Source organism: Amycolatopsis sp. (assembly GCF_035276945.1).
In the GTDB taxonomy this organism is placed as follows: Bacteria; Actinomycetota; Actinomycetes; order Mycobacteriales; family Pseudonocardiaceae; genus Amycolatopsis_E.
Genome location: NZ_DATELF010000171.1, coordinates 75,133 through 100,694 on the forward strand (window position 1 = coordinate 75,133; position 25,562 = coordinate 100,694).

Annotated in this window: 23 protein-coding genes and 1 pseudogene; 13 read left to right on the forward strand and 11 right to left on the reverse strand. The window is 69.8% G+C overall.

Features of this window, described 5'->3' with window-relative positions; genetic code table 11:
* A complete protein-coding gene (locus VJT49_RS30855) occupies positions 1-225 on the reverse strand; it encodes a hypothetical protein (RefSeq protein WP_324168487.1) in 225 nt (74 codons plus the stop codon).
* Positions 218-1,456, reverse strand: a complete 1,239-nt coding sequence (locus tag VJT49_RS30860) for a PspC domain-containing protein (protein WP_324168488.1) — start codon at positions 1,454-1,456, stop codon at positions 218-220. Before VJT49_RS30860 ends, VJT49_RS30855 begins: the two co-directional genes overlap by 8 nt.
* Before the next feature lie 116 nt (positions 1,457-1,572).
* On the opposite strand from VJT49_RS30860, the gene VJT49_RS30865 reads away from it, so the two are divergent.
* The 3 genes from VJT49_RS30865 (at position 1,573) to VJT49_RS30875 (ending at position 4,506) form a co-directional block, all read left to right on the forward strand.
* Positions 1,573-2,868 (forward strand): PspC domain-containing protein, encoded by a 1,296-nt coding sequence (locus tag VJT49_RS30865; RefSeq protein WP_414636123.1) that lies wholly within the window; start codon positions 1,573-1,575, stop codon positions 2,866-2,868.
* A gap of 18 nt (positions 2,869-2,886) precedes the next feature.
* The gene (locus tag VJT49_RS30870; RefSeq protein ID WP_324168489.1) at positions 2,887-3,546 is read left to right on the forward strand and encodes a response regulator transcription factor; all 660 of its coding nucleotides are present in this window, start codon (positions 2,887-2,889) and stop codon (positions 3,544-3,546) included.
* A 63-nt stretch (positions 3,547-3,609) separates the two neighbouring features.
* Complete coding sequence (locus VJT49_RS30875) at positions 3,610-4,506, forward strand: LysR family transcriptional regulator (RefSeq protein ID WP_324168490.1); 897 nt, start codon at positions 3,610-3,612, stop codon at positions 4,504-4,506.
* Here VJT49_RS30875 and VJT49_RS30880 read toward each other — a convergent pair.
* The 7 genes from VJT49_RS30880 to VJT49_RS30910 all read right to left on the reverse strand — a co-directional run bounded on the left by VJT49_RS30880 (position 4,484) and on the right by VJT49_RS30910 (position 10,465).
* Positions 4,484-5,416, reverse strand: a complete 933-nt coding sequence (locus VJT49_RS30880; protein WP_324168491.1) for a serine/threonine-protein kinase — start codon at positions 5,414-5,416, stop codon at positions 4,484-4,486. The two genes, VJT49_RS30875 and VJT49_RS30880, sit on opposite strands and share 23 nt — an antisense overlap.
* Positions 5,417-5,465: 49 nt before the next feature.
* Positions 5,466-6,944 carry a serine/threonine-protein kinase gene (locus tag VJT49_RS30885; protein ID WP_324168492.1) on the reverse strand — a complete coding sequence of 493 codons (1,479 nt, stop codon included), beginning with the start codon at positions 6,942-6,944 and terminating at the stop codon, positions 5,466-5,468.
* Between the two features lie 183 nt (positions 6,945-7,127).
* The gene (locus VJT49_RS30890; protein WP_324168493.1) at positions 7,128-7,943 is read right to left on the reverse strand and encodes a hypothetical protein; all 816 of its coding nucleotides are present in this window, start codon (positions 7,941-7,943) and stop codon (positions 7,128-7,130) included.
* 144 nt (positions 7,944-8,087) lie between these two features.
* On the reverse strand, positions 8,088-9,116 hold the full coding sequence (locus tag VJT49_RS30895; protein WP_324168494.1) for a hypothetical protein: 1,029 nt from the start codon (positions 9,114-9,116) through the stop codon (positions 8,088-8,090).
* A 120-nt stretch (positions 9,117-9,236) separates the two neighbouring features.
* A complete protein-coding gene (locus tag VJT49_RS30900) occupies positions 9,237-9,542 on the reverse strand; it encodes a hypothetical protein (RefSeq protein WP_324168495.1) in 306 nt (101 codons plus the stop codon).
* A gap of 54 nt (positions 9,543-9,596) precedes the next feature.
* Positions 9,597-9,917: a chorismate mutase gene (locus tag VJT49_RS30905; protein WP_324168496.1), complete on the reverse strand. Its 321-nt coding sequence runs from the start codon at positions 9,915-9,917 to the stop codon at positions 9,597-9,599.
* A gap of 164 nt (positions 9,918-10,081) precedes the next feature.
* Entirely contained in the window at positions 10,082-10,465 is a 384-nt protein-coding gene (locus VJT49_RS30910) for a DUF1707 domain-containing protein (RefSeq protein WP_324168497.1), read from the reverse strand.
* 110 nt (positions 10,466-10,575) lie between these two features.
* Between VJT49_RS30910 and pcrA the strand changes: the two genes are divergently transcribed.
* Positions 10,576-12,972, forward strand: coding sequence for a DNA helicase PcrA (pcrA, locus tag VJT49_RS30915; protein ID WP_324168498.1), 2,397 nt, complete (start codon positions 10,576-10,578; stop codon positions 12,970-12,972).
* A gap of 244 nt (positions 12,973-13,216) precedes the next feature.
* Here pcrA and VJT49_RS30920 read toward each other — a convergent pair whose 3' ends face one another.
* Complete coding sequence (locus VJT49_RS30920; protein WP_324168499.1) at positions 13,217-13,975, reverse strand: M23 family metallopeptidase; 759 nt, start codon at positions 13,973-13,975, stop codon at positions 13,217-13,219.
* 568 nt (positions 13,976-14,543) lie between these two features.
* On the opposite strand from VJT49_RS30920, the gene VJT49_RS30925 reads away from it, so the two are divergent.
* The 7 genes from VJT49_RS30925 (at position 14,544) to purH (ending at position 23,065) form a co-directional block, all read left to right on the forward strand.
* Complete coding sequence (locus VJT49_RS30925; protein ID WP_324168500.1) at positions 14,544-16,226, forward strand: hypothetical protein; 1,683 nt, start codon at positions 14,544-14,546, stop codon at positions 16,224-16,226.
* 212 nt (positions 16,227-16,438) lie between these two features.
* The gene (sucC, locus tag VJT49_RS30930; protein ID WP_324168501.1) at positions 16,439-17,608 is read left to right on the forward strand and encodes an ADP-forming succinate--CoA ligase subunit beta; all 1,170 of its coding nucleotides are present in this window, start codon (positions 16,439-16,441) and stop codon (positions 17,606-17,608) included.
* 4 nt (positions 17,609-17,612) lie between these two features.
* Positions 17,613-18,503 (forward strand): succinate--CoA ligase subunit alpha, encoded by an 891-nt coding sequence (gene sucD / locus VJT49_RS30935; protein WP_324168502.1) that lies wholly within the window; start codon positions 17,613-17,615, stop codon positions 18,501-18,503.
* Between the two features lie 200 nt (positions 18,504-18,703).
* A complete protein-coding gene (locus tag VJT49_RS30940; protein WP_324168503.1) occupies positions 18,704-19,414 on the forward strand; it encodes a DUF5336 domain-containing protein in 711 nt (236 codons plus the stop codon).
* 144 nt (positions 19,415-19,558) lie between these two features.
* A complete protein-coding gene (locus VJT49_RS30945) occupies positions 19,559-20,782 on the forward strand; it encodes a DUF6350 family protein (protein WP_324168504.1) in 1,224 nt (407 codons plus the stop codon).
* Positions 20,783-20,900: 118 nt separating this feature from the next.
* The gene (gene purN / locus VJT49_RS30950) at positions 20,901-21,518 is read left to right on the forward strand and encodes a phosphoribosylglycinamide formyltransferase (protein WP_324168584.1); all 618 of its coding nucleotides are present in this window, start codon (positions 20,901-20,903) and stop codon (positions 21,516-21,518) included.
* Positions 21,515-23,065 carry a bifunctional phosphoribosylaminoimidazolecarboxamide formyltransferase/IMP cyclohydrolase gene (gene purH / locus VJT49_RS30955; protein WP_324168505.1) on the forward strand — a complete coding sequence of 517 codons (1,551 nt, stop codon included), beginning with the start codon at positions 21,515-21,517 and terminating at the stop codon, positions 23,063-23,065. Before purN ends, purH begins: the two co-directional genes overlap by 4 nt.
* Before the next feature lie 3 nt (positions 23,066-23,068).
* Here the strand turns inward: purH and pip are convergent, their stop codons facing one another.
* A complete protein-coding gene (gene pip / locus VJT49_RS30960; protein ID WP_324168506.1) occupies positions 23,069-24,013 on the reverse strand; it encodes a prolyl aminopeptidase in 945 nt (314 codons plus the stop codon).
* A gap of 50 nt (positions 24,014-24,063) precedes the next feature.
* Between pip and VJT49_RS30965 the strand changes: the two genes are divergently transcribed.
* Positions 24,064-24,546, forward strand: a complete 483-nt coding sequence (locus VJT49_RS30965; RefSeq protein WP_324168507.1) for a MarR family winged helix-turn-helix transcriptional regulator — start codon at positions 24,064-24,066, stop codon at positions 24,544-24,546.
* Positions 24,547-24,817: 271 nt separating this feature from the next.
* A pseudogene (locus tag VJT49_RS30970) lies at positions 24,818-25,435 on the forward strand (hypothetical protein); the annotation flags it as partial.
* Positions 25,436-25,562: the final 127 nt, after the last annotated feature.

Here is a 25,562-nt window from a genome sequence, read left to right on the forward strand (position 1 = left end):
TCAGGGGCGGCGAAGCGATGCGCCGAGCATGAGGACTCCGACGAGCACCCCGCCGCCCGCCAGCACCCAGCGCAGGTCGACGTGCGGCAGCCAGATCGCGCCGTCGGTGAGCACGTAGCCCGACACCAGCAGCGTGGCCAGGCCCAGGATCAGGGTGAAGACGTCCGCCCCTCGCCGTCGCGGCCGCTGGTCGGTTTCCTCGTACTGGTACGGATTCTCAGCCACGACGCACCTCCACGTTTCCCAGTCCGTTGGTCACTGTCAGGGTGATCTGCGGCCCGCCCGGGCCATCGAGACCCAGGTCGGTGCCGGCCGTGGCGGGGACGTTGACGCCGTCGGTCTGGTGCCCCAGGCAGTCGACGTTGCCTGCCCGCACTTCGCAGCTGTACTGGACGTCCGCGGTTTCCGGCACCAGTACCGTGGTAGTCCCTGCTCCATTGTGGACAGTTGTGGCCACCGGTGTGCCCGCGGGCAGCCTGCTCAGGTCAAGCTCGATGTCGCCCGCGCTGTGCTGGTAGACGGGCAGGACCTCGGCAGCGGTCAGCGGGGACGCGTCCAACTCGCCGAACCCGCCAACGTAGTCGCGGACCGGCACCGCCGTCATGACCAGCCCGGCGATGGACAGGGGGACCGCCCAGCCGATCAGGCCCCGGCCGCCGCGCACGAACGAGCCCACGACCATGCCCACGCCGAGTACACCCAGGGCCAGCCCGATGATGTGCGGCGGAGAGAACCACTCGATGCCCGAGGTACCCAGCGCCGCACCGGCGCCCGACACCAACAGCGCGATGCCGAACGTGGCGGGCCCGACCTTGCGGTTCCGCCGTCGTGCGGGCGTGGGTGCGGGCGGCGGGGGCGGGGTGGGCGCGGGAGCCGGTTCCGGCAGGTCCCAGCCCAGCGGGGCGGCGGCGAGCGGATCCCAGCCCGACGCCCGTTCCGCGGCGGTCTCGGCGGACAGGGAGAAGGCGGCGGCCGCGCCCGTGGCGACCGCGGGCGGCCGGTTGTCCTGCCCACGGCCGCGGTGCAGCAGGTACAGCGCGGTCGCCATCAGCGCCAGCCCGATCACCGCGCCCCCGTCGAACCAGCCACCGCCCGCGAAAGCCCAGCTGGCGATCGGGAAGAACGCGATGGCCAGCATGATCGTGAAGGCCTTCGACATCGAGGTCCGGCCCTGGCCGAACAGCGCCTCCACCGGCGAGACCTCGTCGTTCTCGCCGGGAAACAGCAGCCAGCCGAGCAGGTAGAGGGAGAGCCCGATGCCGCCGAAGATCGTGGCGGTCACGAAGGCCACCCGGACCACCACCGGGTCGATGCCATACCGATTGCCGATCCCGGCGGCGACACCGGCGATCTTGCGCCCGTGCAGGGGCCGCCGCGGCCGACTGACCCAGAAGTCCTTGACTGTCTCCTCGAAACCGGCCAGATGCGACCTCGGTGCTTCCGTTGCGCCACTCATGACAGCGAGCATGCCCGCCACCTCACGACCGCACATCGGGGATCGTCCCTGAGATACCAGTTCAGGGTCTTTCCCCGATGCCCGGCCCGTTGCGGCCGTGTGACCATGGAAGAACCATGGACACCATGCAGGAGAAGGCCGTGACGCCCACCGCGGCCCGGGCTCCCAGCGAGCCTGAGGGCCCGCCGAAGATGTACCGGCGCCGTTCGGGACGCGCGCTCGCCGGAGTCGCCGCCGGGCTCGCCGACCATCTCGGGGTCCGGGTGCTGTGGGTGCGCGCCGCCTTCGCGGTGCTCGCCGCGTTCGGGGGCGCGGGATTGTTCGCCTACGGCCTGCTGTGGGTGTTCGTGCCGCAGCGGCCGAACGAGGAGGCGCGCGAACCCGGCTCGGCGAGGGAACGGCAGCAGGCGGTCGCGTTGCTGGTGCTGGGCATCGGCCTCGCGGTCGGCGGCAGCATGCTGAGTGGGTTGATCAGCGGCTGGGTCGCGGTTCCACTGGCGATCACACTGGTCGGTGCCGCGGTGGTCTGGCGCGAGGCCGACGAGTCGCAGCGACGGCGCTGGCGCGGCGGGACGCGCTCCGGTGTCGCGGGGATCGTGCTCGGGGGCGGTGGCTGGTCGGCGGCGGTGCGGATCCTGGCCGGGGTCGCGCTGGTGGTGACCGGCACCGGGGTGGTCGTGCTGCGCAGCGGCAGTCTCGACCAGATCCAGTTCGCGCTGATCGCCGTGCTGGCCACGCTGGTCGGGGTGGCCGTGCTGACCGTTCCGTTCTGGCTGCGCATGGTCCGGGACCTCGGGGAGGAACGCCGCGCCAGGATCCGCACGGAAGAGCGCTCGGAGATCGCCGCTCACCTGCACGATTCGGTGTTGCAGACGCTGGCGCTGATCCAGAAACAGGCCGACGTGCCCAAGGAGGTCGCGCGGCTGGCTCGCGGCCAGGAACGGGAGCTGCGTGGCTGGTTGTACGGCCCGTCGGGCTACGGCGGAGACAAGGAGATCGCCTCCGGGCAACTTTCCGCGGCGCTCGCGGCGGCCTGTGGCGAGGTGGAGGACGCGTTCGCGATTTCGGTGTCCCAGGTCGTGGTGGGTGATGCGGAGCTCGACGAGTCGCTGACCGCGATGGTGCAGGCCGCCCGTGAGGCGATCGTGAACGCGGCCAAGCATGCCGGTGTCGACGAGGTGAGCGTGTATGCCGAGGTGGAGCCGACGTCGGTGACCGTGTTCGTGCGGGACCGTGGCAAGGGCTTCGATCCGGACGCCGTGCCGGAGGACCGCCACGGACTCGCCGATTCGATCCGGGGCAGGATGGAGCGCAACCGCGGCACGATCCGGCTGCGAACTTCGCCCGGCGAGGGAACCGAGGTGCAGCTGGAGATGCCGCTGTCGAAGAAAGAGGCCAATGCGAAACGCTGATTTGGGGAGGGGGCCTTCGTGAGCGAGGGGCCTGTGACCGTGTTCCTGGTCGACGACCATGCGCTGTTCCGTGCGGGGGTGCGCACGGAGCTGGATGCGATCACCGACGAGGTGCGCGTGGTCGGCGAGGCCGGATCGGTCGGTGAGGCGGTCACGGGAATCCTGCGCAGCAAGCCGCAGGTGGTCCTGCTCGACGTGCACATGCCGGACGGCGGTGGTGCGGAGGTGCTGCGCCGGGTGCGGCCCGAGCTGCCGGATGTCGTGTTCCTCGCGCTTTCGGTGTCCGACGCGGCGGAGGACGTCATCGCGGTGATCCGCGCCGGAGCCCGCGGTTACGTCACGAAGACGATCTCCTCCAAGGAACTCGTCCGCGCGATCGCGCGGGTTGCCGACGGGGACGCGGTGTTCTCACCCCGGCTGGCCGGCTTCGTCTTGGACGCCTTCGCCGACCGGCCGGGATCGGCCCCGATCAGCGATCCAGAACTGGACCTGCTCACCCCGCGCGAGCGCGACGTGCTTCGCCTGCTCGCGCGAGGGTACGCGTACAAGGAGATCGCTTCGGAGCTGTTCATCTCGGTGAAGACGGTCGAGACGCACGTGTCGAGCGTCCTCCGGAAGACCCAGCTGTCGAACCGCTACGAGCTTTCGCGCTGGGCCTCCGACCGCCGTCTCGTCTGATCGGTCCGTAAGCGCAAGCGACGAATGCGGCTCGTCCTTTCAGGACAACCGTAAGATCGGGTCATGCTCGACGTTCGCCGCATGCAGGTGCTGCGCGCGGTGGTCACCAGTGGGTCGATCTCCGCCACCGCCCGGAACCTCGGCTACACGCCGTCCGCGATCAGCCAGCAACTGTCCACATTGGAACGCGAGGCGGGGGTCCGGCTGCTGGAACGCGTGGGCCGTGGGGTCCGGCCCACGCCGGCCGGCCTCCTGCTGTCCGAGCACGCCGAGCTGCTGAGCGCCCAGTTGTCCAGGGCGGAGACGGAACTGGCCGAGCTCAAGGCGGGGCGGGCCGGGCGGCTGGCCATCCGGTACTTCGCCACCGCCGGCGCCGCCCTGGTGCCACCGGCCGTGGCCACCCTCCACCGTGAGTATCCCGGGATCCGGCTCGACCTGAAACTGCTGGAACCGTACGACTCGATGCCGGCGGTCGTGGCCGGAGACGCCGATGTCGCGATCGTGGTGTGGCATGACAAGCCGCCCGCGGGCGTCGACCTGACTCACCTGCTCGACGACCCGTACCGCGTCGCCCTGCCCAGAGCACATCCGCTGGTCGCCAAGCGAGTGATCGACCTGGCCGAGCTCGCCGACGAACCGTGGGTGGGCAACGAGGTCGTTCCCGGGCCCTGCCTCGATGCCTTGCTGACCGCCTGTGGCGCCGCCGGGTTCGCGCCGAACTTCGTGATGAACTGCGAGGATTACCAGACCGCACAGGGTTTTGTCGCGGCAGGCCTCGGTATCGGGCTCGTCCCCGTGCTCGGCCTGGGCTCACCGCACCCCGGCGTCGTCGTCCGGCGCGTGCGCCGCCCGGAGCCGATCCGATCGATCCACGCCGCCGTAGGGGCGCATGCGATGCCCCGGCCCGCGGTCCGGCGCTTCCTCGAGGTGTTGAGAACTAGAGAAACAGCAGCTGTGTGATGCCGATGCCGATCGCGGCCGCACACAGGATCGCGAGCACGGTGAGGATCAGCGCACGCACCTTGGACGGCGAGATCGTGATCACCGGCGCCGTGGTCTGCACCATGGGCCGGTCGAGGACCGCGATGGGCACCGTCGGCATCGCCGGAGCGGTGGGCGGGATGAACGCGGTCTGCCTGCCCTGGGTGACGGCCTGGAACGCGGTGATGCTGTCGGCCAGGGTGGGTCGCGACAGAGGGTCTTCACGCAGCAGTTTCAGCAGCGCCCCGGTCAGCTGACCGGCTTTCTGCGGCTGCCGCAAGACGCCGTCGTCCCCGTAGGGCGGCACTCCTTCCACGGCCACGTACAGGGTGGCGCCGAGCGAGAATGCGTCCGACGCCGGTTCCGGCAGCCCGCCCTTCGCGATCTCCGGGGCCAGGAAGGCCGAGTTCGGCCCCGCACCCCAGATGCCGATGTCGGCGACCTTGACGCCACCGTCGTCGGCGAGCAACACGTTGCCCGGCTCCAGGCTCCGGTGCAGCACGCCGGCCTGGTGCGCCGCGGTCAGTGCGGAGGCGAGCTGGATGCCGAGGAAAGCGGTCTGCTCGGGCGTCAGGGTGCCGTGCTCGGCGAGGAAGTCGGCCATGCTGCGGGACGGGACGTACTCCATCACCAGCCACGGCTCCGACCCCTCGAGCACCACGTCGTACACGGTGATCGCATTGTTGTGCATGACCCGGGAAGCGGCCCGGCCCTCCCGCACCGCGGTCTCCACGACCTGGCCTTGCCCCGGCTGCACGTACATCCGCTTGGCCGCGACGGTGCGGTTCAGGAGCGTGTCATGGGCGAGCCATACGATTCCCGCCCGGCCACGGCCGATCGGCTGGTCCAGCCGGTACCGGCCGCTGACGAGCGCGCCCTCAGTACCCACGCGAAACCTCTCGATGCCCCGACGGTCGGTTAATCCTTGTCCACCTTACTTAGGGTCCCGTGGTTGGGGGTGTGGTCGATTCCGAGGACCTGGCCGACGATGGCGGCGACGTCTTCGTGGGCGACTTGCTGCTTGGCGAAGGCTCCGCGGTCGACGACGAGGTGGTGGCCTGCGAGCTGCGCCGCGGCTGCCTGGTCTGGGTCGGCTCGACCTGGTTGTTCGACGCGCTCGCGGTTTCGGTCACCTCCACCTCGGAACTCGACGTGGTCACGGGCGGCGGGACAACCGGGTTGGGGTTCGGCGTGGTGTTGCTGCTCGTACTGTTCGGGCTGAACAGCCAGACCACCAGCCCCACCAGCGCGACGGCGGAAATCGCGGCGATGATCGCCGGGACCTTCCATTTGCCGGGCTTTTCCTCTTCCTCGCCGGCTCCGCCCTCCGCTGGGTACCCGTCGGCGTAGTCGTTGTCATAGCCGGCCGGTACCGCCTTGGTCGCGTCCCGGTTATTGCCCGGGTACATGGCGGTGGGGGTGTAGTCGTCCTGGTAGTCGTCGTAGAAGCCCGCTGACGGGTCGTTGCCGAGGGTGCCGGCGTGCCCGGGGGCCAGGTTGTCCGCCGGCAGCGCTCTGGTGGCGCCGACGCCGCCGAGCGCCCCGCCGGCCGGAGCGAGCCGGGTCGCGTCATCGGGACCGCCCAGCGGCGTTTCGCCGCGAGCGACCGCGGCGAGCAGTTCCTCGGCCTCCGCGGCGGTCGGCCGATGCTGGGTCTCCGGGTGCAGCAGCACGGCAAGCACGCTGGCCAGCGGCCCGGACTGCCGGGGCGGGTTGATCTGGCCGGCCGCGACGGCGTGCAGGAGGCTCAGGGTGTTCTCGCTGAGCCCGAACGGCGGCTGGCCCTCGCACGCCGCGTAGAGCGTCGAGCCGAGGGAGAAGATGTCGGACTTGGGGCCGGGATCGCCGCCGACGGCCACCTCGGGGGCGAGGTAGGCCGGGGTGCCCGCGATCATTCCGGTCTTGGTGACCGTGACGTCGTCCTTCGCCCGCGAGATGCCGAAGTCGGTGATCTTCACCAGTCCGCTGTCGGCGAGCAGGATGTTGCCGGGCTTGATGTCGCGGTGCACGATCCCGACCGCGTGCGCCTCCTTGAGCGCGGCCGCGATCTGGACGCCGATTCTGGCCACCTCCACGGGCGGCAGGGTCTTCTGGTCCCGCAGCACCTCGGCCAGGCTCGTCGAGGGCAGGTACTCCATCACCAGGCACGGATGCCCGTTGTCGTCGGTGACCACATCGAACACGGTGATCGCGTTCGGGTGGTGCAGCCGGGCAGCGATCCGGCCCTCCCGCATCGTGCGTTGCTTGGCGTCATCGGCCTCGTGGTGGTCGAGACCGGGCTGGAGGAGCAGTTGCTTGACGGCGACCGTTCGGGCGAGCACCTCGTCCTGCGCCTGCCAGACGGCGCCCATGGCACCGGTGCCGATCCGGCGGACAAGCCGGTACCGGCCGGCCACCAGACGACCCTCGTCGCTCACGCGACCCTCCTTCTCCGGCTGCCTTCAGGGCACGACGACATGCCGCACGCCTGGAGCGTATGCATCTATCGCGGTCCGTGGGGCCGGTTCAGCCGAAACCAGCTCGCGTCAAGGCTAGGGTGCTCACTCTGCGCACATACACGCGGCACGCCTTGGGGACGGCCAGGAAAGCCTGGTATGGGCTTACAACTGTTCGGCCGAAAGCAGTACTGCCTGCGAGATCAGGTCCGCCTGCTCCTTGGCGAACCCGAGCATCTGAGCGATCTTCAGCCGGGTGCCGTCACGCTGGACCACGGTGACCACAGCGAGTACCGATCCGTCCTGTTGCAGGTGGGCGTCGTTCACCTCGACCCGGCTCATCGTGCCCCAGGCCCGGACGAGCTCGCCGGAGGAGTCTCCGGACAGGCTCGGGGCCAGCATGCGCAGCGCTTGTTCGGGGTGCGGGGAACCGAGGAGCCGGTAGAACTCCTTGACCGCGGAAAGCTTCTCGGCCTCATCGGCCGGTGCCGGGCTCTTGCCGGCCGGCTGGGTCGAGTCGGGCTGCACCGACTTCGTTTGCGTGACCGGGAGCTGCGCCTTCGACGACGTGCTCGGTGCGGGTTGGGCGTGTGCCCTTCCGTCCCCCTGCGGGGCGAACGCGCCGAGTGCGGCGGCCCCGGTGATCGGCGGCGGAACAGGGTTGGCCCGGCTGGTCTGTTCCATGCGGGCGTTGGTCACCATCGAGGACGCGACGACGGCGCCGACGAGCATCGACGCGGCCGTGGTCAGCCCGGCCAGCTTGGCCACTTTCGCGAGCCGGCTCTCCGGCTCCCGCGGCGGCACGGCCTGCCTCCGGGCGCGGACGCGCGGCGGAGGCAGGAACTTGCGCGGCTCGCGCATGGTCGTGAGGCAGTCGCCGCCGGGCAGTTCCCGGTCCAACGCCTCCATGGCCAGGAGGTCGTCGACGGTGAGCGTGTCCGGCGAGCGCCGGATCCGGCGCCGGTCGTGCACGACTCTCATGGCCTCTGCTTCTCGATCAGGGAGATGTCTGGCACGTTCATTAGCGAACCGTGTTAAACAGTTACCGGCCAGGTTTCGTCGGTGGACTGCCGCCACCGCACGACGAACGGCAGCCAAGGTCACCCGACCGGCGCAACAAAGCGGCTATTCGGCGCTGTTGATCTTGCCGTGGGCGAAGGTCAGTTCCCGCTGCTCGGTCGTCTGGGTGCCGTCCTTGTACACGGCTTGCACCGTGCACACCGTCTTCCCCTCGTACTGGTGCACCCGGACATGCCTTACCTGGAAGTAGGCGATCCCGGCGTACTTCCGCGCGAGCCCGCTGGAGCCCTCCCGCTCGAGTGCCCCGGTGGTCATCCGGTGCGCGGCCTCGGGATTCTCGGTGACCGTGTCCAGGAAATTCTGCGATTCGGCGGCGAACATGTCGGGCTCACCCGACGGCCAGCCGACCTGGAAGGCATCCGCGTCGTAGGGCGCGGGTGTCGACGGCGGCTTCTGAAGGACGCGCGAGACTGCCGGAGTCGCGGCGCCGGGCGAGGCAGGAGCCCCGCCCACGACATCGGACGAGCCCTGAACGATCCGCACCCGGGCCGAGCGCGTCGGACCACCGGGCGAAAGGGGGGCGCCGGTCTTTTCGGCCACTTCGGCGTCGGTCACCGGCACGCCGGGCGCGGCGGCCACCTGCTCACCGCCGACCACGGGCTGCCCACCGCCGAGATCGGGTACCCAGCCGCCCCCGGCCGGGTTCGAGGGTGGCTTGCCGACCAGTGCGGATCCGGCGAACAGCAGAGCCACCACCACGCCACCGGACGAGGCGGTGGCGAACCAGGCGGCCCTGCGCCAGGACCGCGGCGGGGTCACCGACGCGGGCACGCTGCCGAGGTCGAAGGTGTCCAGGCCGGTCCTCGCCGGCCCGAGGTGGACGCGGACGTCGTCGGTCCGGGCCGGAGTCAGCGTCACCTTTGTTCGCTGGGCTACCGGCAACTGCTCGTGAGCGGGCGAAAACACGGAGTCACCGCAACCCGGGTCGGCGGTGAGGTCGACGGTCAGGTCCCTGTGGCGGGCATGGCGGCCGACGGAACCCTGGGCGAGCACCCTGGGTGTCCAGGAACCCGCGCTGCCGAGCCGGTGCCTGCCTGCCGGTACGGGATTCCCCTCGATACCCTCCGTTGCCACGCAATCAGCGTAAGAGCCCTAACAGGCAAGAGAAGCGCAGGCCGGCAAGTTCACTCGGTCGTGGCGCACCCGTTTGGGCAGAAGCAACCTGCCGTACGAATCCGCGCCGAGCCGCGGTGGTTACCCGCCGCTCCGGTACCTCGTCCTGGTGGACTCCAGGGCCTTCACCGCTACCGCACCACTGCCCGCCGCCAGGATGATGGCCAGGATGTCCATCCCGGTGCCACCCGCGGTGAACAGCCAGGCGAGCAGCGACGCCGCCGTGGTCCCGCCGGCGACGGCCCACCGGCCGCGGACGTACTCGGCGATCGGTGCCCCACCGGCACGCTTGTTCGCCGCGTTGTTGAGCAGTGCCAGGTAGCCGACGTGGCCGAGGGCGGCGAGCACACTGGCGATCGCGATCACGACCGCGATGAAATTAATCATGTCTCCAGTGTGCCCCGCCTGCCGCCTTCGTGTGGTCGGGGAAATGCCCTGAAATCAGCGCCCCAGCCGGCCGCGTCCCAGGTTCAGCAGGGCCATGGCCAGCTGCCGTCCGTCCGGGCCGAGGTCGCGGTAGCGGGCGAGCACGTCCATCTCGCGGTTGTAGACGATGCGGGTGCCGCCGGCGGCCATCCGGGCGGCGCCGATCCGCCTCGACACCTCGACGCGGCGCTTGACCAGCCTCAGGATTTCCCCGTCGAGCCAGTCGATCTCCTTGCGCAGCTCGGCGATCTCCTCGGCGGAGGCGATCGACTCCGCCGGCGCGGAATCTCCCTCCGGCGCGGCAGCCCGGTTCTCTTGGTTCGTCTGAGCGTTCATTTGGACCTCCGGTCAGCCGGATCCCACCTGGTCCCAGAGCCGACGAAAGCCCCGGGTCCGTGGACTCCGGGGCTTGGGGTGACAGCGGTTGGCGACACTACGCGATCACGGGAGCCGGAGTCCGGACCCCGTAGGAAAATCGATACTGGTGTGCTCGCACGCCATCAGTATGGCACAACCTGGCGCCGGGCCCGGAAAGCGGCGTGCGCGGCCACACCGAGCCCGAGCCAGAAGATCGGCACCACGGGCCAGAAGAACGGCACGCCGGAAACGAGCCAGCGGACGATCAGCAGGACCGAGACCGCGACGGCGAGCGCCGCGTGCACCCGTAGGGGTGGCGGGAAGCGCCGGACGGCGGGCTGCTGGGGCGGAAGGTCCGCGACGGCGGCCCGCAACTCGTCGACGTATTCAGCGGCGTAGACGGTGCCGAGCCGGTCTTCGATTTCGTCGAGGGTCAGCCGCCCTTCGGCACCCGCTTGCTGGACGCGGGCGGAGACGCGTTCGCGTTCGGCGTCGGAAGCCCGGATTCTGGTGGGTGTGTCGTTCATACCTTCGATGCTCCACGGCATGGGAGGCTTCGACATCGGCCCCTGAACGTCAGTTCCGAGTACGCACACCGTCGTAGCGGTGTCAGTCCTCCCGAGTAGCGTGGATCGCGATGAGCACCCTCTTCGATCTTCCCCCGCAGAAGCCGACGCCGAGCCGTCATGCCGACCTGCTCGCCGACCTCAACCCGGCACAGGCCAAGGCGGTCACGCACACCGGCGCCCCACTGCTGGTGGTGGCCGGCGCAGGCTCGGGCAAGACCCGGGTGCTGACCCGCCGGATCGCCTACCTGCTCGCCGAACGCGGCGCGCAGCCCGGCCAGATCATGGCGATCACGTTCACCAACAAGGCCGCCGCCGAGATGCGCGACCGGGTCAGCGGGCTGGTCGGCCGCCGGGCGAACGCGATGTGGGTGTCCACCTTCCACGCGATGTGCGTGCGGTTGCTGAGGCGCGAGGCGAAGACCCTCGGCATGTCCTCGAACTTCTCCATCTACGACTCCGACGACACCAGGCGGCTCATCACTCTCGTCGCGCGTGACCTGGACATCGACCCCAAGCGCTACCCCGCGCGCACCCTCGCCGTGCACATCTCGAACCTCAAGAACGAGCTGGTGGACAGCGAGAGCGCCGCGCCGCGCGCGGCCAACGACCTGGAGCGCCGGGTCGCCGAGGTCTACGCCGAGTACCAGCGCAGGCTGACGCTGGCCAACGCCACGGACTTCGACGATCTGATCATGCGCTCGGTCGAGTTGCTGCAGGCCTTCCCGGACGTCGCCGAGCACTACCGGCGCCGGTTCCGGCACGTGCTGGTCGATGAGTACCAGGACACCAACCACGCGCAGTACACGCTGGTCCGCGAGCTGGTCGGCACGGAACCCACGGAGTCCGGGGTCGAGCCGGCGGAACTGTGCGTGGTGGGCGACGCGGACCAGTCCATCTACGCCTTCCGCGGGGCCACGATCCGCAACATCGAGGAGTTCGAGCGGGACTTCCCGAACGCGCGCACGATTCTGCTCGAGCAGAACTACCGGTCCACACAGACGATCCTGTCCGCGGCCAACGCGGTGATCTCCCGCAACCCCAACCGGCGTGACAAGCGACTGTGGACCGACGCCGGGGACGGCGAGAAGATCGGCGGCTACGTCGCGGACAACGAGCACGACGAGGCCGCCTTCGTCGCCGGCGAGATCGATGCCCTGGCCGACCGCGGCGAGGTGCGGTACTCCGATGTCGCGGTGTTCTACCGGACCAACAACCAGTCCCGGGTGTTCGAGGAGATCTTCATCCGGCTCGGCCTGCCCTACCGGGTGGTCGGCGGGGTGCGGTTCTACGAGCGGCGCGAGGTGCGGGACGCGCTGGCCTACCTGCGAGTGATCGCCAATCCCGAGGACACCGTGAGCCTGCGCCGGATCCTGAACGTGCCGAAGCGGGGTATCGGCGAGCGGGCCGAGGCGGTCGTGGCCGCGCATGCCGAGCAGGAGCGGGTCTCGTTCGCGGCGGCGCTGCGCGAGGCGGTGGCGGGTAAGGTCGCTTTGCTGAACCCCCGGTCGGTCCGGGCGATCACCGGTTTCGTCGAACTGCTGGACGGCTTGCGCGCGCTTGCCGAAGAAGGCGCCGAGGTGGCCGACATCCTGGAGGCGGTGCTGGAGCGCACCGGCTACCGGGCCGAGCTCGAGGAGTCGGACGATCCGCAGGACGCGTCCCGGCTGGACAACCTGACCGAGCTGGTGACCGTCGCCAGGGAGTTCGCGGAATCGGCTGTCGAGGTGGCTCCTCCGGTGGAGGAAGAGGACGCGGGGGTGCCCGAGCCGGGCTCGCTGCCGGCCTTCCTCGAACGCGTGTCCCTGGTCGCCGACGCCGACTCGGTGCCGACCCCGGACGGCGAGGACGACCAGGACGACGCCGGTGTGGTCACCCTGATGACCGTGCACACGGCGAAGGGCCTGGAGTATCCGGTGGTGTTCTGCACCGGGTGGGAGGACGGCGTCTTCCCGCACCTTCGCGCTCTTGGCGAACCGGCCGAGCTGGCCGAGGAGCGGCGCCTGGCCTATGTCGCGATCACCAGGGCCCGCAAGCGGCTCTACCTGTCCAGGGCCATCACAAGGTCCGCGTGGGGCCAGCCGATGACCAACCCGGCTTCCCGGTTCTTCGACGAGATTCCCGCCGACCTCATCGACTGGCGGCGCGAGGAGCCTTCCTCGTCGGGGTCCGGCGGTTATGGCTCACCGCGCGCCGCCACGACCTGGGGCAGGCGTTCGACCGGTGGTGACTCCGCACAGGCCGGGCTCGCCGCGGGGGGCATGCGGACGACGCCTTTCAAGGGCTGGCAGGAGACTGCGGCGATGAAGCTCGAGGTCGGTGACCGGGTCAGCCACGACAAGTACGGGCTGGGCACGGTGGTGGAGGCCGACGGCGACGGCCCGCGTGCCACCGCCACCATCGACTTCGGGACCTCGGGCAGGGTCAAGCTGATGCTGCTCGGCAGCGTCCCGATGGTCAAGCTGTAGCGAGTGGCGCCAGGCGTGCCGCGCTTGGCGCCCCGAAAATGTCGGACCCTCCTGATACACCTGAACCGAACATCGGTTCGAGCTTTTCAGGAGGGTTTCGATGGTTCTGGACTGGGTTTTGCGGCGCGTGATCGGACTCGCATGGCGAGGCTGTGACATGCTCGCCGCCTTTGTGCCGACAGGTCAGCCGACGTCCGCAAATCCGCGACACCCGGAGCCCGGGCGCGGACCATCGCGCCGTGGTTCAGACGTAGACGCCACGCTGGGCCAGCCAGGGCCGCGGGTCGATCTTCGTGACGCCGTTCTTCCACACCTCGAAGTGCAGGTGCACGCCGGTCGCCTGGCCACGCGCGCCCATCTTCGCGATCTGCTGGCCACACTTGACCTTCTGGCCCTCGGTCACGGAGAAGGTGTCCATGTGGCCGTAGACCTGGATGGTGCCGTCGTCGAGCTGGATTCGCACCCACAGGCCGAAACCGCTGGCCGGGCCGGCGTCGATCACGGTGCCGTCGGAGGCGGCGTAGATCGGAGTGTCCATCGAGTTGGCGATGTCGATGCCGTAGTGGGTCGTGCCCCACCGGGCACCGAAGCCCGAGGTGAACGTGCCGTGCGCGGGAAGGCAGGTCTTGGGCCGGGAGGCCTCTTCCTGGGAGGCCTTGGCAAGCGCGGCTTCACGGTCTTCACGGGCCTGCGTGATCTGCTCGCTGTCGGTCAGCTTGCGGACCTCGGCCGAGGCGTCGGTGTAGTGCGCGGCGGGCAGCAGTTCCGGGGCTCCGGTCGGCGCGTCGCCACCGAGCGCGAACGAGGCGCTCGCGTCCTGGGCGTTGGCCAGGGGGGTGACACCGTCGGAGTCCGATGAACCAAGGGCGCTCAGGGTCGGTGCGGCTGCCGCGGCGGCGAACGCGCCGGCGGCGACGGCGGCGACGACGACTCGTCCGCGCAGCGCCGACGGCGGCGCCGGGAGACGATGCGCGCCCCGGGCTCGACTGACCGCATCGTCCAATGCGGTATCAAGCTCCGGGGAAGGGGCTTGGCCGCCGTGGGAGCGGTAAGGAGCCAAGACGGGGCCTTCCGTTACTCGGGGAGCCAGATCGCGGGGCCGGGTGGGGCCCGGGGAGCAAACCTCGGGGGTGGTTGGCTCCATTCCCGCTTCGTGACCTGACCGTAATGGGGACGCGGGGACAGTAACGAAACGGAGCCGTGATCGGCAAGCGCTGTCGGGTGGTCCGGTCAAGCGTGATGATCATGCACGTTCGCTAGCAGCGTCAATGACAAAGAGTAGAAAGGAGATTACTCCTTTGGTGTGACCTAGATTACGTTTAGATTCGGCGTGTCTGGCGGTTCAAGCCGTTTTGGAGGTCGAGAAATCGTTGCGATTCGGCTTGGTCTACGCCACTGGCGAGCGTTTGCGGCCGGGGGGAGGCCGGAATGAAACTCCTATGCCAGGAGTGAACCCGCGCCGGGCTTGCTAGCGTGCATTGTCAATGACCAGGACTCGCTGGGCCCTCGGCCACCGACCCTCACGGCTTGATCCGCAGGTAACGGACAGCGCCGAAGGGCGTCCGGCCTCCGTGTTTTCCGCTGCCGTCGCCTCGGCCGGTGCGGCCGCGGTGCTGCTGGCACTGGGAGTGTTGGTCCCGGTCGTGGCTGGAGCTTCGCCCGGGTTCGCGAGTGCGCCGCTGCTGATCGTGCTCGCGCTGGCGCCGATGGCCTTGGCCGGCGTTTTCGCTCGCAAGGGACGCGTCATGGCGGCGGCCGGAGTGCTCGCCGGTGTGGCCGCGCCGGCGCCGGGACGCCTGGTCGCCGACCTCGAGTTCCTGGTGGACCCGTCCGCGGTGGCTCGTCCCGAGCTGTACCGGCCGGTGGTGTTCGCGTTGCCGGGGCCCGCAACCGGGATCTGGTTGATGCTCGCCGGGTTGGTGGCCACGGCTGTCGCGGGGGTTCTGGCCGCGCTGGCGGCGGCACCGCGGTCCGAGGCCCACGTGGCAGGCCGAGGTCCGCTGTTGATCGGCTTGCTCGGCGCGATGGTAGCGGCGGTCGGGCTGATGATGTCGCCGTTCTCGTCGGACGACGCGTTCCTGCCTGCCGGCAGTGCGTTCGAGAGCCCAGCGCTCGTGCTCGCGGGATCGCTACTGCTCGCGTTCGCCCTGCCGGTGGCCGCGGCGTTCGTGATCACCGCGGGTGCCGCCGAGGTCGCTCTGGGCGGACAGCTCGGCCTCGCTCTCGGCGCGGCGACGGTGGCCCTGCCCGACCTTGTGTCCGGAATGGCGGTTTCGGGCGTGCGGCCGGCGGCCGGGCCGATCGTCGTGCTGGTCGGCGCGGCGGGCCTGGTGCTCGCGGCGTTCCTGCGCGCTGGTGACCGGGAAGGGAGCGCCGAGCGGGAGTCCCCGGCCGCCGAGATCACCGAGATCGCCGTGGCCGGAGAGGCTCGGCTGCCCGAATCGCCCAGGTTGCGCCTGGCCACCGGCCTGCTCGGCCTGGCGACCATGGCGACGGCACTGATCGGCGCGCTGGCCCCGCAGGTCGTGGTGGTGGGTGGCCAAGCCGGACCGCACAGCCCGGCACGCTGGCTCCTGCTCGCCGCCGGCCTGGTGGCCGGCGTGCTGAGTGTCGCGATGTTCGTGCCCAGCCTGGCCAGTACCGTGCGGCCCGCCCTGTCCGTCAGTTGGGCGGGTGTGGCGATGGCCGCCACCGCGGTGCTCACCACCGCGATCACCGCCAGCGAACTCGGCGCCGGGCTCGGACCGGGGCCTGGGGCGCCGTGGACGGCCGTGTCCGTGGTGTGCGCGGTCGCGACGGCGTGCTGTTCGGTGGTGACCGGCATGGTCGAGCGGGACAACGCCGACGATGCCGGAGATCGACTACCCGGGCCGGGCCTGCTCACGCCGTTGGTCGCCGCGGGCATCCTGGCGGTTGGCGCTTTCGGCACGCCGTCAATCGCCGGCACCGAATACACCGAGCCCGCACTGTGGTCGGACTTCGGCACGCCGTCGTGGGGCCTGCTGATCGCTCTGCTGACCGTGGTGGGCGCCTGCGTGCTCGCGCCGCGATGCCGGCGTGCCCGCGCCGCGGCGATGTTGGCCGGGGCCGCCGCCGTCGCCGCGCTGCGGCTCCTGGCGCTCCCGCTGGGCGGCAGCCAGATCCCGGGAGCACATGCCGGGGTCGGCTGGTGGCTGACCCTGGGCTGCCTGGTCGCTCTCGTTGCCGCCGTGGTCACAGCCGCGGCCGGGCGTGCGTCGCAGCCGTCGAAATGAGGCTCGAGGGGCCGCAGTGGGAGGTCTCACACCGGGAAACAACGCCCTGGAGCCGTACGGTGACAGACTTCACCAGGTGCGGCGCCCCGCGTTTCTCCCCAGGTCGCTAGGGTCGTCTCGTCCGGCAGCATGGTTTGCAACAAGCACGCCCTGGACCACCTTCGCGAAGCGGCCGGTAACACAGCGGCGTGTGTCGTCAGGAGACTGGAGTAGTGGACCTCTACGAGTATCAGGCGAAGGACCTCTTCGCCGCGCACGGTGTGCCGGTGTTGCCCGGTGCCGTGGCGCGCAATCCGGAAGAAGCGCAGGCCGCGGCCGAGCGGATCGGTGGCCAGGTTGTGGTGAAGGCGCAGGTGAAGACCGGCGGCCGGGGCAAGGCCGGTGGTGTGAAGCTGGCCGAGAACCCCGCTGAGGCCAAGGAGAAGGCCGAGGCGATCCTTGGACTGGATATCAAGGGACACATCACCCGCCGGGTGCTGGTGACCGAGGCCTCGGACATCGCCGAGGAGTACTACGTTTCCTTCCTGCTGGACCGCGCCAACCGCACGTTCCTGGCGATGGCTTCCGCCGAGGGCGGTATGGAGATCGAGCAGCTGGCGGTGGAGCGTCCCGAGGCGCTGGCGAAGGTGCCGGTGGACGCCATCGCCGGGGTCGACCTGGCCAAGGCGACCGAGATCCTGACCGAGGCCAGGTTCCCGGAGGCGATCCGGGACCAGGCGGCCGGGGTGCTGGTGAAGCTGTGGGAGACCTTCGTGGCCGAGGATGCCACGCTGGTCGAGGTCAACCCGCTGGTGCGCGACCCGCAGGAGCGGATCGTCGCGCTGGACGGCAAGGTCACCCTGGACGAGAACGCCTCCTTCCGCCACCCCGCCCACGCCGAACTGGTGGACAAGCAGGCCGAGGACCCGCTGGAGGCCAAGGCCAAGGCCAAGGACCTCAACTACGTCAAGCTGGACGGAGAGGTCGGCATCATCGGCAACGGTGCCGGGTTGGTGATGTCCACTCTGGACGTGGTGGCCTACGCCGGGGAGAAGCACGGCGGGGTCAAGCCCGCGAACTTCCTCGACATCGGTGGGGGCGCGTCGGCGGAAGTGATGGCCGCCGGCCTCGACGTCATCCTCAACGACCCTGCGGTCAAGAGCGTGTTCGTCAATGTTTTCGGTGGGATCACTGCCTGTGACGCGGTGGCCAGCGGGATCGTGGAAGCGCTGAAGATCCTGGGTGACGAGGCGTCCAAGCCGCTGGTGGTGCGGTTGGACGGCAACAATGTGGACGAGGGCCACCGGATCCTGGCCGAGGCGGCACACCCGCTGGTCACCCTGGTGGACACCATGGACAACGCGGCGGACAAGGCCGCCGAGCTCGCGGCGGCGGGAGCGTAAGAAAATGTCGATTTTCCTGGATTCCAGCAGCAAGATCGTTGTGCAGGGGCTGACCGGGTCGGAAGGCACCAAGCACGCCACCAAGATGCTGCAGGCCGGCTCGAACATCGTCGGCGGCGTCAACGCCCGTAAGGCCGGGCAGACCGTGACGATCGCCGGCAAGGACCTCACCGTGTTCGGCACGGTGGAGGAAGCCATCAAGGAGACGGGCGCCAACGTCAGCGTGATCTTCGTGCCACCGCGGTTCGCCAAGGACGCGGTGCTGGAGGCCATCGACGCCGAGATCCCGCTCGCGGTGGTGATCACCGAGGGCATCCCGGTGCACGACTCGGCCTACTTCTGGGCCCACAACGTCGCCAAGGGCACCAAGACCCGCATCATCGGTCCGAACTGCCCCGGCGTGATCTCGCCCGGCAAGTCCAACGCCGGGATCATCCCCGCCAACATCACCGGCCAGGGCAAGATCGGGCTGGTGTCCAAGTCGGGCACGCTGACGTATCAGATGATGTACGAACTGCGGGACATCGGGTTCTCCACCGCGGTGGGCATCGGCGGTGACCCGGTCATCGGCACGACGCACATCGACGCGCTCGAAGCGTTCCAGAACGACCCCGACACCGAGGTCATCGTGATGATCGGCGAAATCGGCGGCGACGCCGAAGAACGCGCCGCCGACTACATCAAGGCCCACGTCACCAAACCCGTCGTCGGGTATGTGGCCGGCTTCACCGCCCCCGAAGGCAAAACCATGGGCCACGCCGGTGCCATCGTCTCCGGCTCCTCCGGCACCGCCCAAGCCAAGAAGGAAGCCCTCGAAGCCGCCGGCGTCAAAGTCGGCAAGACGCCGTCCGAGACCGCTGAGCTGGCCAGGGAGCTGTACAAGAAACTGCACTAGCAGGGCGGATACCAGGCATAACGGCCGGGCGTCGGAAGGCGCCCGGCCGTCGCCGTCCGCCCGCGGTGGCCGGGATCCGATGCAACCGATTACGGTCGTCGCACGTCGGATACCCCGGGGGGCGGCGGAACAGTCTTCGGTGCGCTAGTTTTTGCCGGACCTATCCGCCGCCTCGTTTGGCCGACGACAGGAGAGCACGGATGAACTTCCCGAGTGGTGGGCCGGGTTACCCTCAGCAGGGTGGCGGCGCACAGCCCAATCCCCAGCCGCCCGGTACCGGTGGATTCCCCCAGCAGCACGCGCCGGCTCAGCACCACGCGCCGGTCGCGACTCTGTCCGCGGCCAACCTGACGCTGCTGCTTTCGCTGGCGGTGACCCTGCTTGGCCTGGTGAACTACTTCATCGGTTTCTCGGACGAGGCGTCTCCGGCCGACGGCGCCATCACCTACCTCCTCATCGGCGGTCTGCTCGCGGCCCTGCGGGTACTGCCGAATGGGCCGAAAGTGCTGCCCTTCGCGGCGCTGGCAAGCGTTTTCGGTGCGCTGTGGGCGATCCTCGCCACCGTGCGCACGAGTGTCGTGCCGGGTGTCGTCACCGTGATCCTGATCCTGGGCATCCTGCAGATGCTGGTCGCGGTCGCGACGCTGTTGTTCGAGCACGGCGTGCTCAAGATCCCCACTCCGCAGCCCCAGTCGTACGGCCAGCCCTACGGCCAGTTCGGCCAGCCGCAGCAGGGGCCGGGTGGACAGCAGAAGGCCGGCCCGGCCGGGACCCAGTACGGCCCGCCGGTGACCCCGCCGACCCCGCAGTCCACGGTCTACGCACCCCAGCAGGGGCAGTTCTACGCCCCGCCCCAGCCGCCCGAGTCCGGCAAGCAGGAGTCATCGGGAAGCGGAAGCGAACAGAGTTGACCGGGAGCCGCGCCTAACCCGCGAGGGTGAGGTCCGGACGAGGTCACCATGGGACGGCGGCGTGGCTCACCCGGACGGCCCAACGCGGATGCGAGGGTGCGGAACGTGCCGTTACGCACCCCCGACCGGCGTCCCGGAGCAGAGGTGAAGTCCCGGGACCGCCGGAGTGAGCCTGCCCTGCCCCCCTCGGCCCGCGCACGGGCCGTCATCGCGGCCGCGGTGGGGCCGTTGATCGCCGGTTATGCCGTGGTCGCGGCCCTGCTCGCCCTGGTCACTTCCATCGCGTCGGTCGCGACCTTCTCCGTGGTCGGGGTGCTGCGGGCGGCGGCCACCGCCTGGCTTGCCGCATACCAGGTCCCGGTGGTCATCGCTGGCCGTCCGCTGGGAGTGCTGCCGCTGCTGGCGACCATCGGGATGTGCTCGCTGGTGGCCCGTTCGGCGGCACATGCCGTGGCGCGCCTCGGCTACGACAGCCCTGGTCAGGCGGTCAACGTGATCGTCCCGATAGCGGCCGCCCACGCACTGCTCGGCGTCACCGTCGCCGCGCTCTCGATCGGTTCGAGCGTGAGCGCCGAGCCCCTGACCGCCTTCCTGGTTCCGGGATTCCTCGCTGGGTTGTCGGCGATTGTCGGCGTCGCTCGTTGCTGCGGGCTCGTCTCGGCCTTGAGGGACAACCTGGACACCCTGGCGATCCGGGGCCTGCGTGCCGGTGCGGTCGGACTGGCCGGGCTGCTCGCCGCCGGCGCGTTCGTCTACGCGCTCAACCTGGGACTGTCCACGTCGACGGCCGGTCACCTCTTCGCCGAGAACGCGCACGGGTTCGGCAGTAGTGCCGGCATGTTGCTGCTTTGCCTGGGTTATCTGCCCAACGCGGTCGTCTTCGCGCTGTCGTTCGCGGCGGGTCCCGGATTTTCGATCGGATCGGTTTCCGTGGGCGCGTTCTCGTTCAGCGGTGGCGCCGTGCCGGGCGTGCCGTTGCTGGCGGGCGTTCCCGAGCACGCGGCGCGCTGGTGGCCGGTACTGATGCTGCTGCCCGCCTTGGTCGGCGCACTGGTCGGCTGGTCGCTTCGGGACAGCCACGAAGATCCTCGTGGCCGGTTGCGCACGGTCGGGATCGCCGGTGCGATGGTCGGCTTCGGGTGCGTGCTGCTCGGCTCGGTGGCGGGAGGACGGCTGGGCAGCGGACCGTTCAACCCGGTCGCCGTTCCGGTCGGGCTGACGTCGCTGACCGCGTTCGGCTGGATCGTGCTCCCTGGTGGGCTCGTCGCCTGGCTGGCCGGACCACGAACTCGCCGTGCCGAAACCGGCGAGGAGCCGACAGAAGATGCGCCGGCGCCCACCTCTCCCGACCCCGAAGAGTTCGGCTAGCACGCGGTACCCGCGCGGCCGGGCACCTCGCCCGGAAACACGGGCTTTCGGACCAGGCATTAGGCTTGGTGGGACGGTAGGTCCGGGCTTTTGAAGGAGTAATGCGGTGGTGTCTCAATTGGACCTGCCGACTCCGGTGAAGCTGGTGGTCCTGGCGTCCGGATCCGGCACGCTGCTCCAAGCCCTGCTCGACGCGGCCGAGCAACCGGGTTACCCGGCCGAGGTGGTCGCCGTAGGCGCGGATCGCGAGGGTGTCCAAGCGCTGGCCAGGGCGGTACGGGCCGGTGTCCCGCAGTTCACGGTCCGGCTGGGCGATCATCCGGATCGGGCGGCCTGGGACAAGGCGCTGACCGAGGCCGTCGACGCCTGTCGGCCCGATTTGGTGGTTTCCGCGGGTTTCCTGAAGATCCTCGGCCCCGCCTTCCTCGAACGGTTCGCGAACCGGGTGATCAACACGCATCCGGCGCTGCTGCCGTCGTTCCCTGGCATGCACGCGGTCGCCGACGCGCTCGCGCTCGGGGTCAAGGTGACCGGGTCGACGGTGCATTTCGTGGACGCCGGGGTGGATACCGGGCCGATCATCGCGCAGGAGGCGGTCGCGGTCGAACCCGACGACGACGAGGCGCTGCTCCACGAACGGATCAAGGTGGTGGAACGTCGGCTGCTGGTCGACGTGGTCGAGCGGCTGGGTCGGGGTGGCTGCACGCTGGAGGGACGGAAGGTGAGGTTGCGGTGACGAAGCGACCGGTGAAACGCGCGCTGATCGGGGTTTCCGACAAGCGGGGGCTGCTCGAGCTGGGGACTGGGTTACACGCCGCGGGGGTGGAGGTCGTCTCCACCGGCGGCACGGCGAGGACCCTGGCCGACGCCGGGGTGCCGGTGACGCCGGTCGAGGAGGTCACCGGCTTCCCGGAGTCCTTCGACGGCCGGGTCAAGACCCTGCACCCGCGGGTGCACGCCGGGCTGCTCGCCGACCGCGACCGCGCCGAGCACGTCGCGCAGCTACGTGAGTTCGACATCGCGCCGTTCGACCTGCTGGTGGTCAACCTCTATCCGTTCCGGGAAACGGTCGCGTCCGGCGCCGGTCCAGAGGACTGCGTGGAGAACATCGACATCGGCGGGCCCGCGATGGTGCGCGCCGCGGCCAAGAACCACGGCTCGGTCGCGGTGGTGGTCGACCCGGCGCGGTACGACTGGGTGCTGGAATCCGTCCGTGCCGGCGGGTTCGAGCTCGAGGACCGGAAACGCCTTGCCGCGCAAGCCTTCGCGCACACGGCCTCCTACGACATGGCGGTCGCGGCCTGGTTCGCCGACGCCTACGCACCCGCCGACGACTCGGGTTTCCCGGACTTCACCGGAGGCACCTGGGAACGCGGGGAGATCCTGCGGTACGGCGAAAATCCGCACCAGCGCGCCGCGGTGTACCGGCACTGGCGTGACGGACTCGCCCACGCCGAGCAGCTGCACGGCAAGGCCATGTCCTACAACAACTATGTGGACACCGACGCGGCGCGCCGGGCCGCCTATGACTTCACCGATCCCGCCGTCGCGATCATCAAGCACGCCAACCCGTGCGGCATCGCGGCGGGCGTGGATGTCGCCGAGGCGCATCGGAAGGCACATGCCTGCGACCCGGTTTCGGCCTACGGGGGCGTGATCGCGACCAACCGCCCGGTGTCACTGGAGGCGGCCGAACAGATCGCCGAGGTGTTCACCGAAGTCGTGCTCGCGCCCGAATTCGACGACGACGCGCTGGATGTGTTGAAGCGCAGGAAGAACATCCGGCTCCTGCGCCTGCCCGAACTGAGCAACCCGGATCCCATCGAGTTCCGGCCCATTTCCGGCGGAATGCTGGTGCAGACGGTCGACCGGATCGACGCGCCCGGCGACGACCCGGCGAACTGGACGCTCGCCACCGGCGAGGCCGCGGACGCCGAGACTCTCGTCGACCTCGAATTCGCGTGGCGGGCCGTGCGCGCGGTGAAGTCCAACGCGATCCTGCTCGCCACCGGCCGGGCCACGGTGGGCGTCGGGATGGGGCAGGTGAACCGGGTCGACTCGGCCAGGCTGGCGGTGCAGCGCGCGGGTGACCGGGCGAAGGGCTCGGTCGCCGCGTCGGACGCCTACTTCCCGTTCCCGGACGGGCTGCAGGTGTTGCTCGACGCGGGTGTCCGCGCGGTCGTCCAGCCCGGTGGGTCCATTCGCGACGCGGAGGTGATCGCGGCCGCCGAGGAGGCCGGGATCACCCTCTACCTCACCGGGACCCGCCACTTCGCGCACTGAGGCTCATCGGCTCGCGAACTTGTCGAGTGCCTCGACCATCCGGTCGCGAATGGTGTCGCTGCCCCTGTGACCCGAGTCGTGCACGAGGACCAGTTCCGCGTCCGGCCAGGCCTTGTCGAGCGTCCATGCTGTGTCGAGCGGGCTGCTGAGGTCGAGCCGGCCGTGGATGAGCACGCCCGGAATACCGGTCAGGTGGCCCGCTTCGCGGAGCAGGATGCCTTCGTCGAGCCAGGCGCCGTGGGCGAAGTAGTGCGAACAGATGCGGACCATCGCCCGTAGATCGATTCCGGGGCGCCCGCGGTAGTGGTCGGGCGCCCCGTTCGGTTCCAGTGAGACGGCTGCGTCTTCCCAGGCAGCCCAGTCTCTCGCGGCCTTTTCGCGAACCTTCTCCTCGGGGCTTTCCATGAGCCGCGCGTATCCCGCGACCAAGTCGTCATCGGGAACGCCCGTGCGGAATCGTTCCCACTCTTCGGGGAAGAAACGAGCCAAGCCTCGGTACAGCCAGTCGATCTCGTGGCGCCGCGTCGTGGTCACGCCGGATATGACGATCTCCGACACGCGTTCGGGGTACCGCTCGGCGTAGGCGAGGATGAGTGTGCTGCCCCAGGAACCCCCGAACAGCAGCCATTTTTCGATGCCGAGGTGCTCCCGCAGCCGTTCCATGTCGGCGATCAGATGCTCGGTGGTGTTGACGCTCATGTCCGTGGCGGGATCGCTCGCGTGCGGCGTGCTCCGGCCGCAGCCGCGTTGGTGGAAGACGACGGTCCGGTAGCGGCCGGGATCGCAGTAGCGGTGTAGCCGGCGTGAGGGCGATCCGGGCCCGCCGTGCACGATGGCGGCCGGCTTGCCGTCCGGGTTGCCGCGAACCTCCCAGTACATGTGGTTCCGGTCGCCGACGTCGAGCATGCCCTGGTCGTGCGGCTCGATGTCGGGATACGGCTCGGCCATGGCTGCCTCCTCGAGGTCCACAAGTGTAACAGCGCTGTTACATTAGTGCTGTGACAACTCTTTCCGGAAGCGAAATTCTCGGTATTCGGCTGCGCCACCTGCTCGAGTTGCTGGATGGCGGGGTAGCGGCGGTCTACGCCGATCTCGGGCCGCCCGGCTTCCGTCCGCGGTTCACCCCGGTCGTCAGGGTGCTCGCCGCTTCCGGGCCCAGTTCGATCCGGGAACTGGCCCGTGCGATCGGCGTGACGCATTCGGCGGCGAGCCAGACGGTCGCGCAGATGGTCAAGGACGGCTTGGCTGTGCGAGAACCCGGCGAGGACGCGCGTGAGCGGATCATCCGGCTGACGCTCGAGGCGGAACGGTTGCTGCCGGCGCTGGAGACGGAGTGGGCCGCGACCACGGCCGCGGCCGCCGCGCTCGAGGCTGAATTGTCGTACCCGCTGAGTAGGCTCATCGACGAGGTGCTCACCGCACTGGACCGCCGTCCGATGCACCGGCGGATCAGCGACGCGGTGGCTCGTCTCGGCAGCTAGTGAGTCCTCGGATCCGTTGGCAGCGCTGGGTTTTCCGGCGAACTGCCCGACTGGTGAAAGTGGACACCAGGGCCGCTTGACAAGCGGTGGTTCTTCTTGCAAACTGAATACGTCGAACGGATGTTCGAGTCATCGTCTTCCCCGCGATGAGCTTTCCGCGCTCGTGCCTGTCCGCGAGCGGGGTGAAGTTGCTGTATTGGGGAGGTGATCTTCAGTGACGAGCAGTGTGGCGACCGAGGCCCCCATCGCGAAGTTGGCGGCCCTGCCCGGAATGAGCACGGCAAGCGGTATGGCGGCCGCCGCCGAGCATGCTCGGACGACCGGGCAGGTGCTTCCGGTGGCTCCAGGACTGCGGGAGCTGCTGCCCGCCGCGGGCCTGCGGCGGGGGAGCACGGTCGTGGTCCGCGGGTCGACCTCCCTGCTGCTCGCCCTGCTGGCCGTGGCCACCGCGACCGGGTCGTGGGCGGCCGCGGTGGGAATGCCGGACCTCGGCCTGGTCGCGGCCGGGGAACTCGGGGTCGAGCTGAGCAGGTTCGCGCTGGTTCCCCGACCCGGCGCGGAGTTCGCCATGGTGACCGCCGCACTGCTGGACGGAATGGACCTGGTCGTGGTCGGCTCCGTGGACGTGGCGCCGTCGGTGGCCCGGCGGCTGTCCGCGCGAGCGCGCCATCGCGGAGCCGTGCTGCTGTCCGTCGGCCAGTGGCCGGGCGCGGAACTGGAGCTGAATTGTGGAACCGGGCATTGGACGGGCCTGGCCGGCGGATCCGGCTACCTGCGGGCGCGGCAGGTCGAGGTACTGGCCGGGGGCAGGGGAGCGGCGGCGCGGTCGAGGCGCGCGTTACTGACGCTGCCGGGCGCGGCGGCAGCCGAGGTGGCCGCGGAGCCGCTCCCTCGGGGGTATGAGGGCCGGCCCCCATGGGGGGTGTGGGGGCCGGCCCCCACCGTCACCGACGGTGGCGTGCTTCACACAACGGAACTGGACAGTCGCCGGCGAGGCGATCGAATGCAAGCCGTCA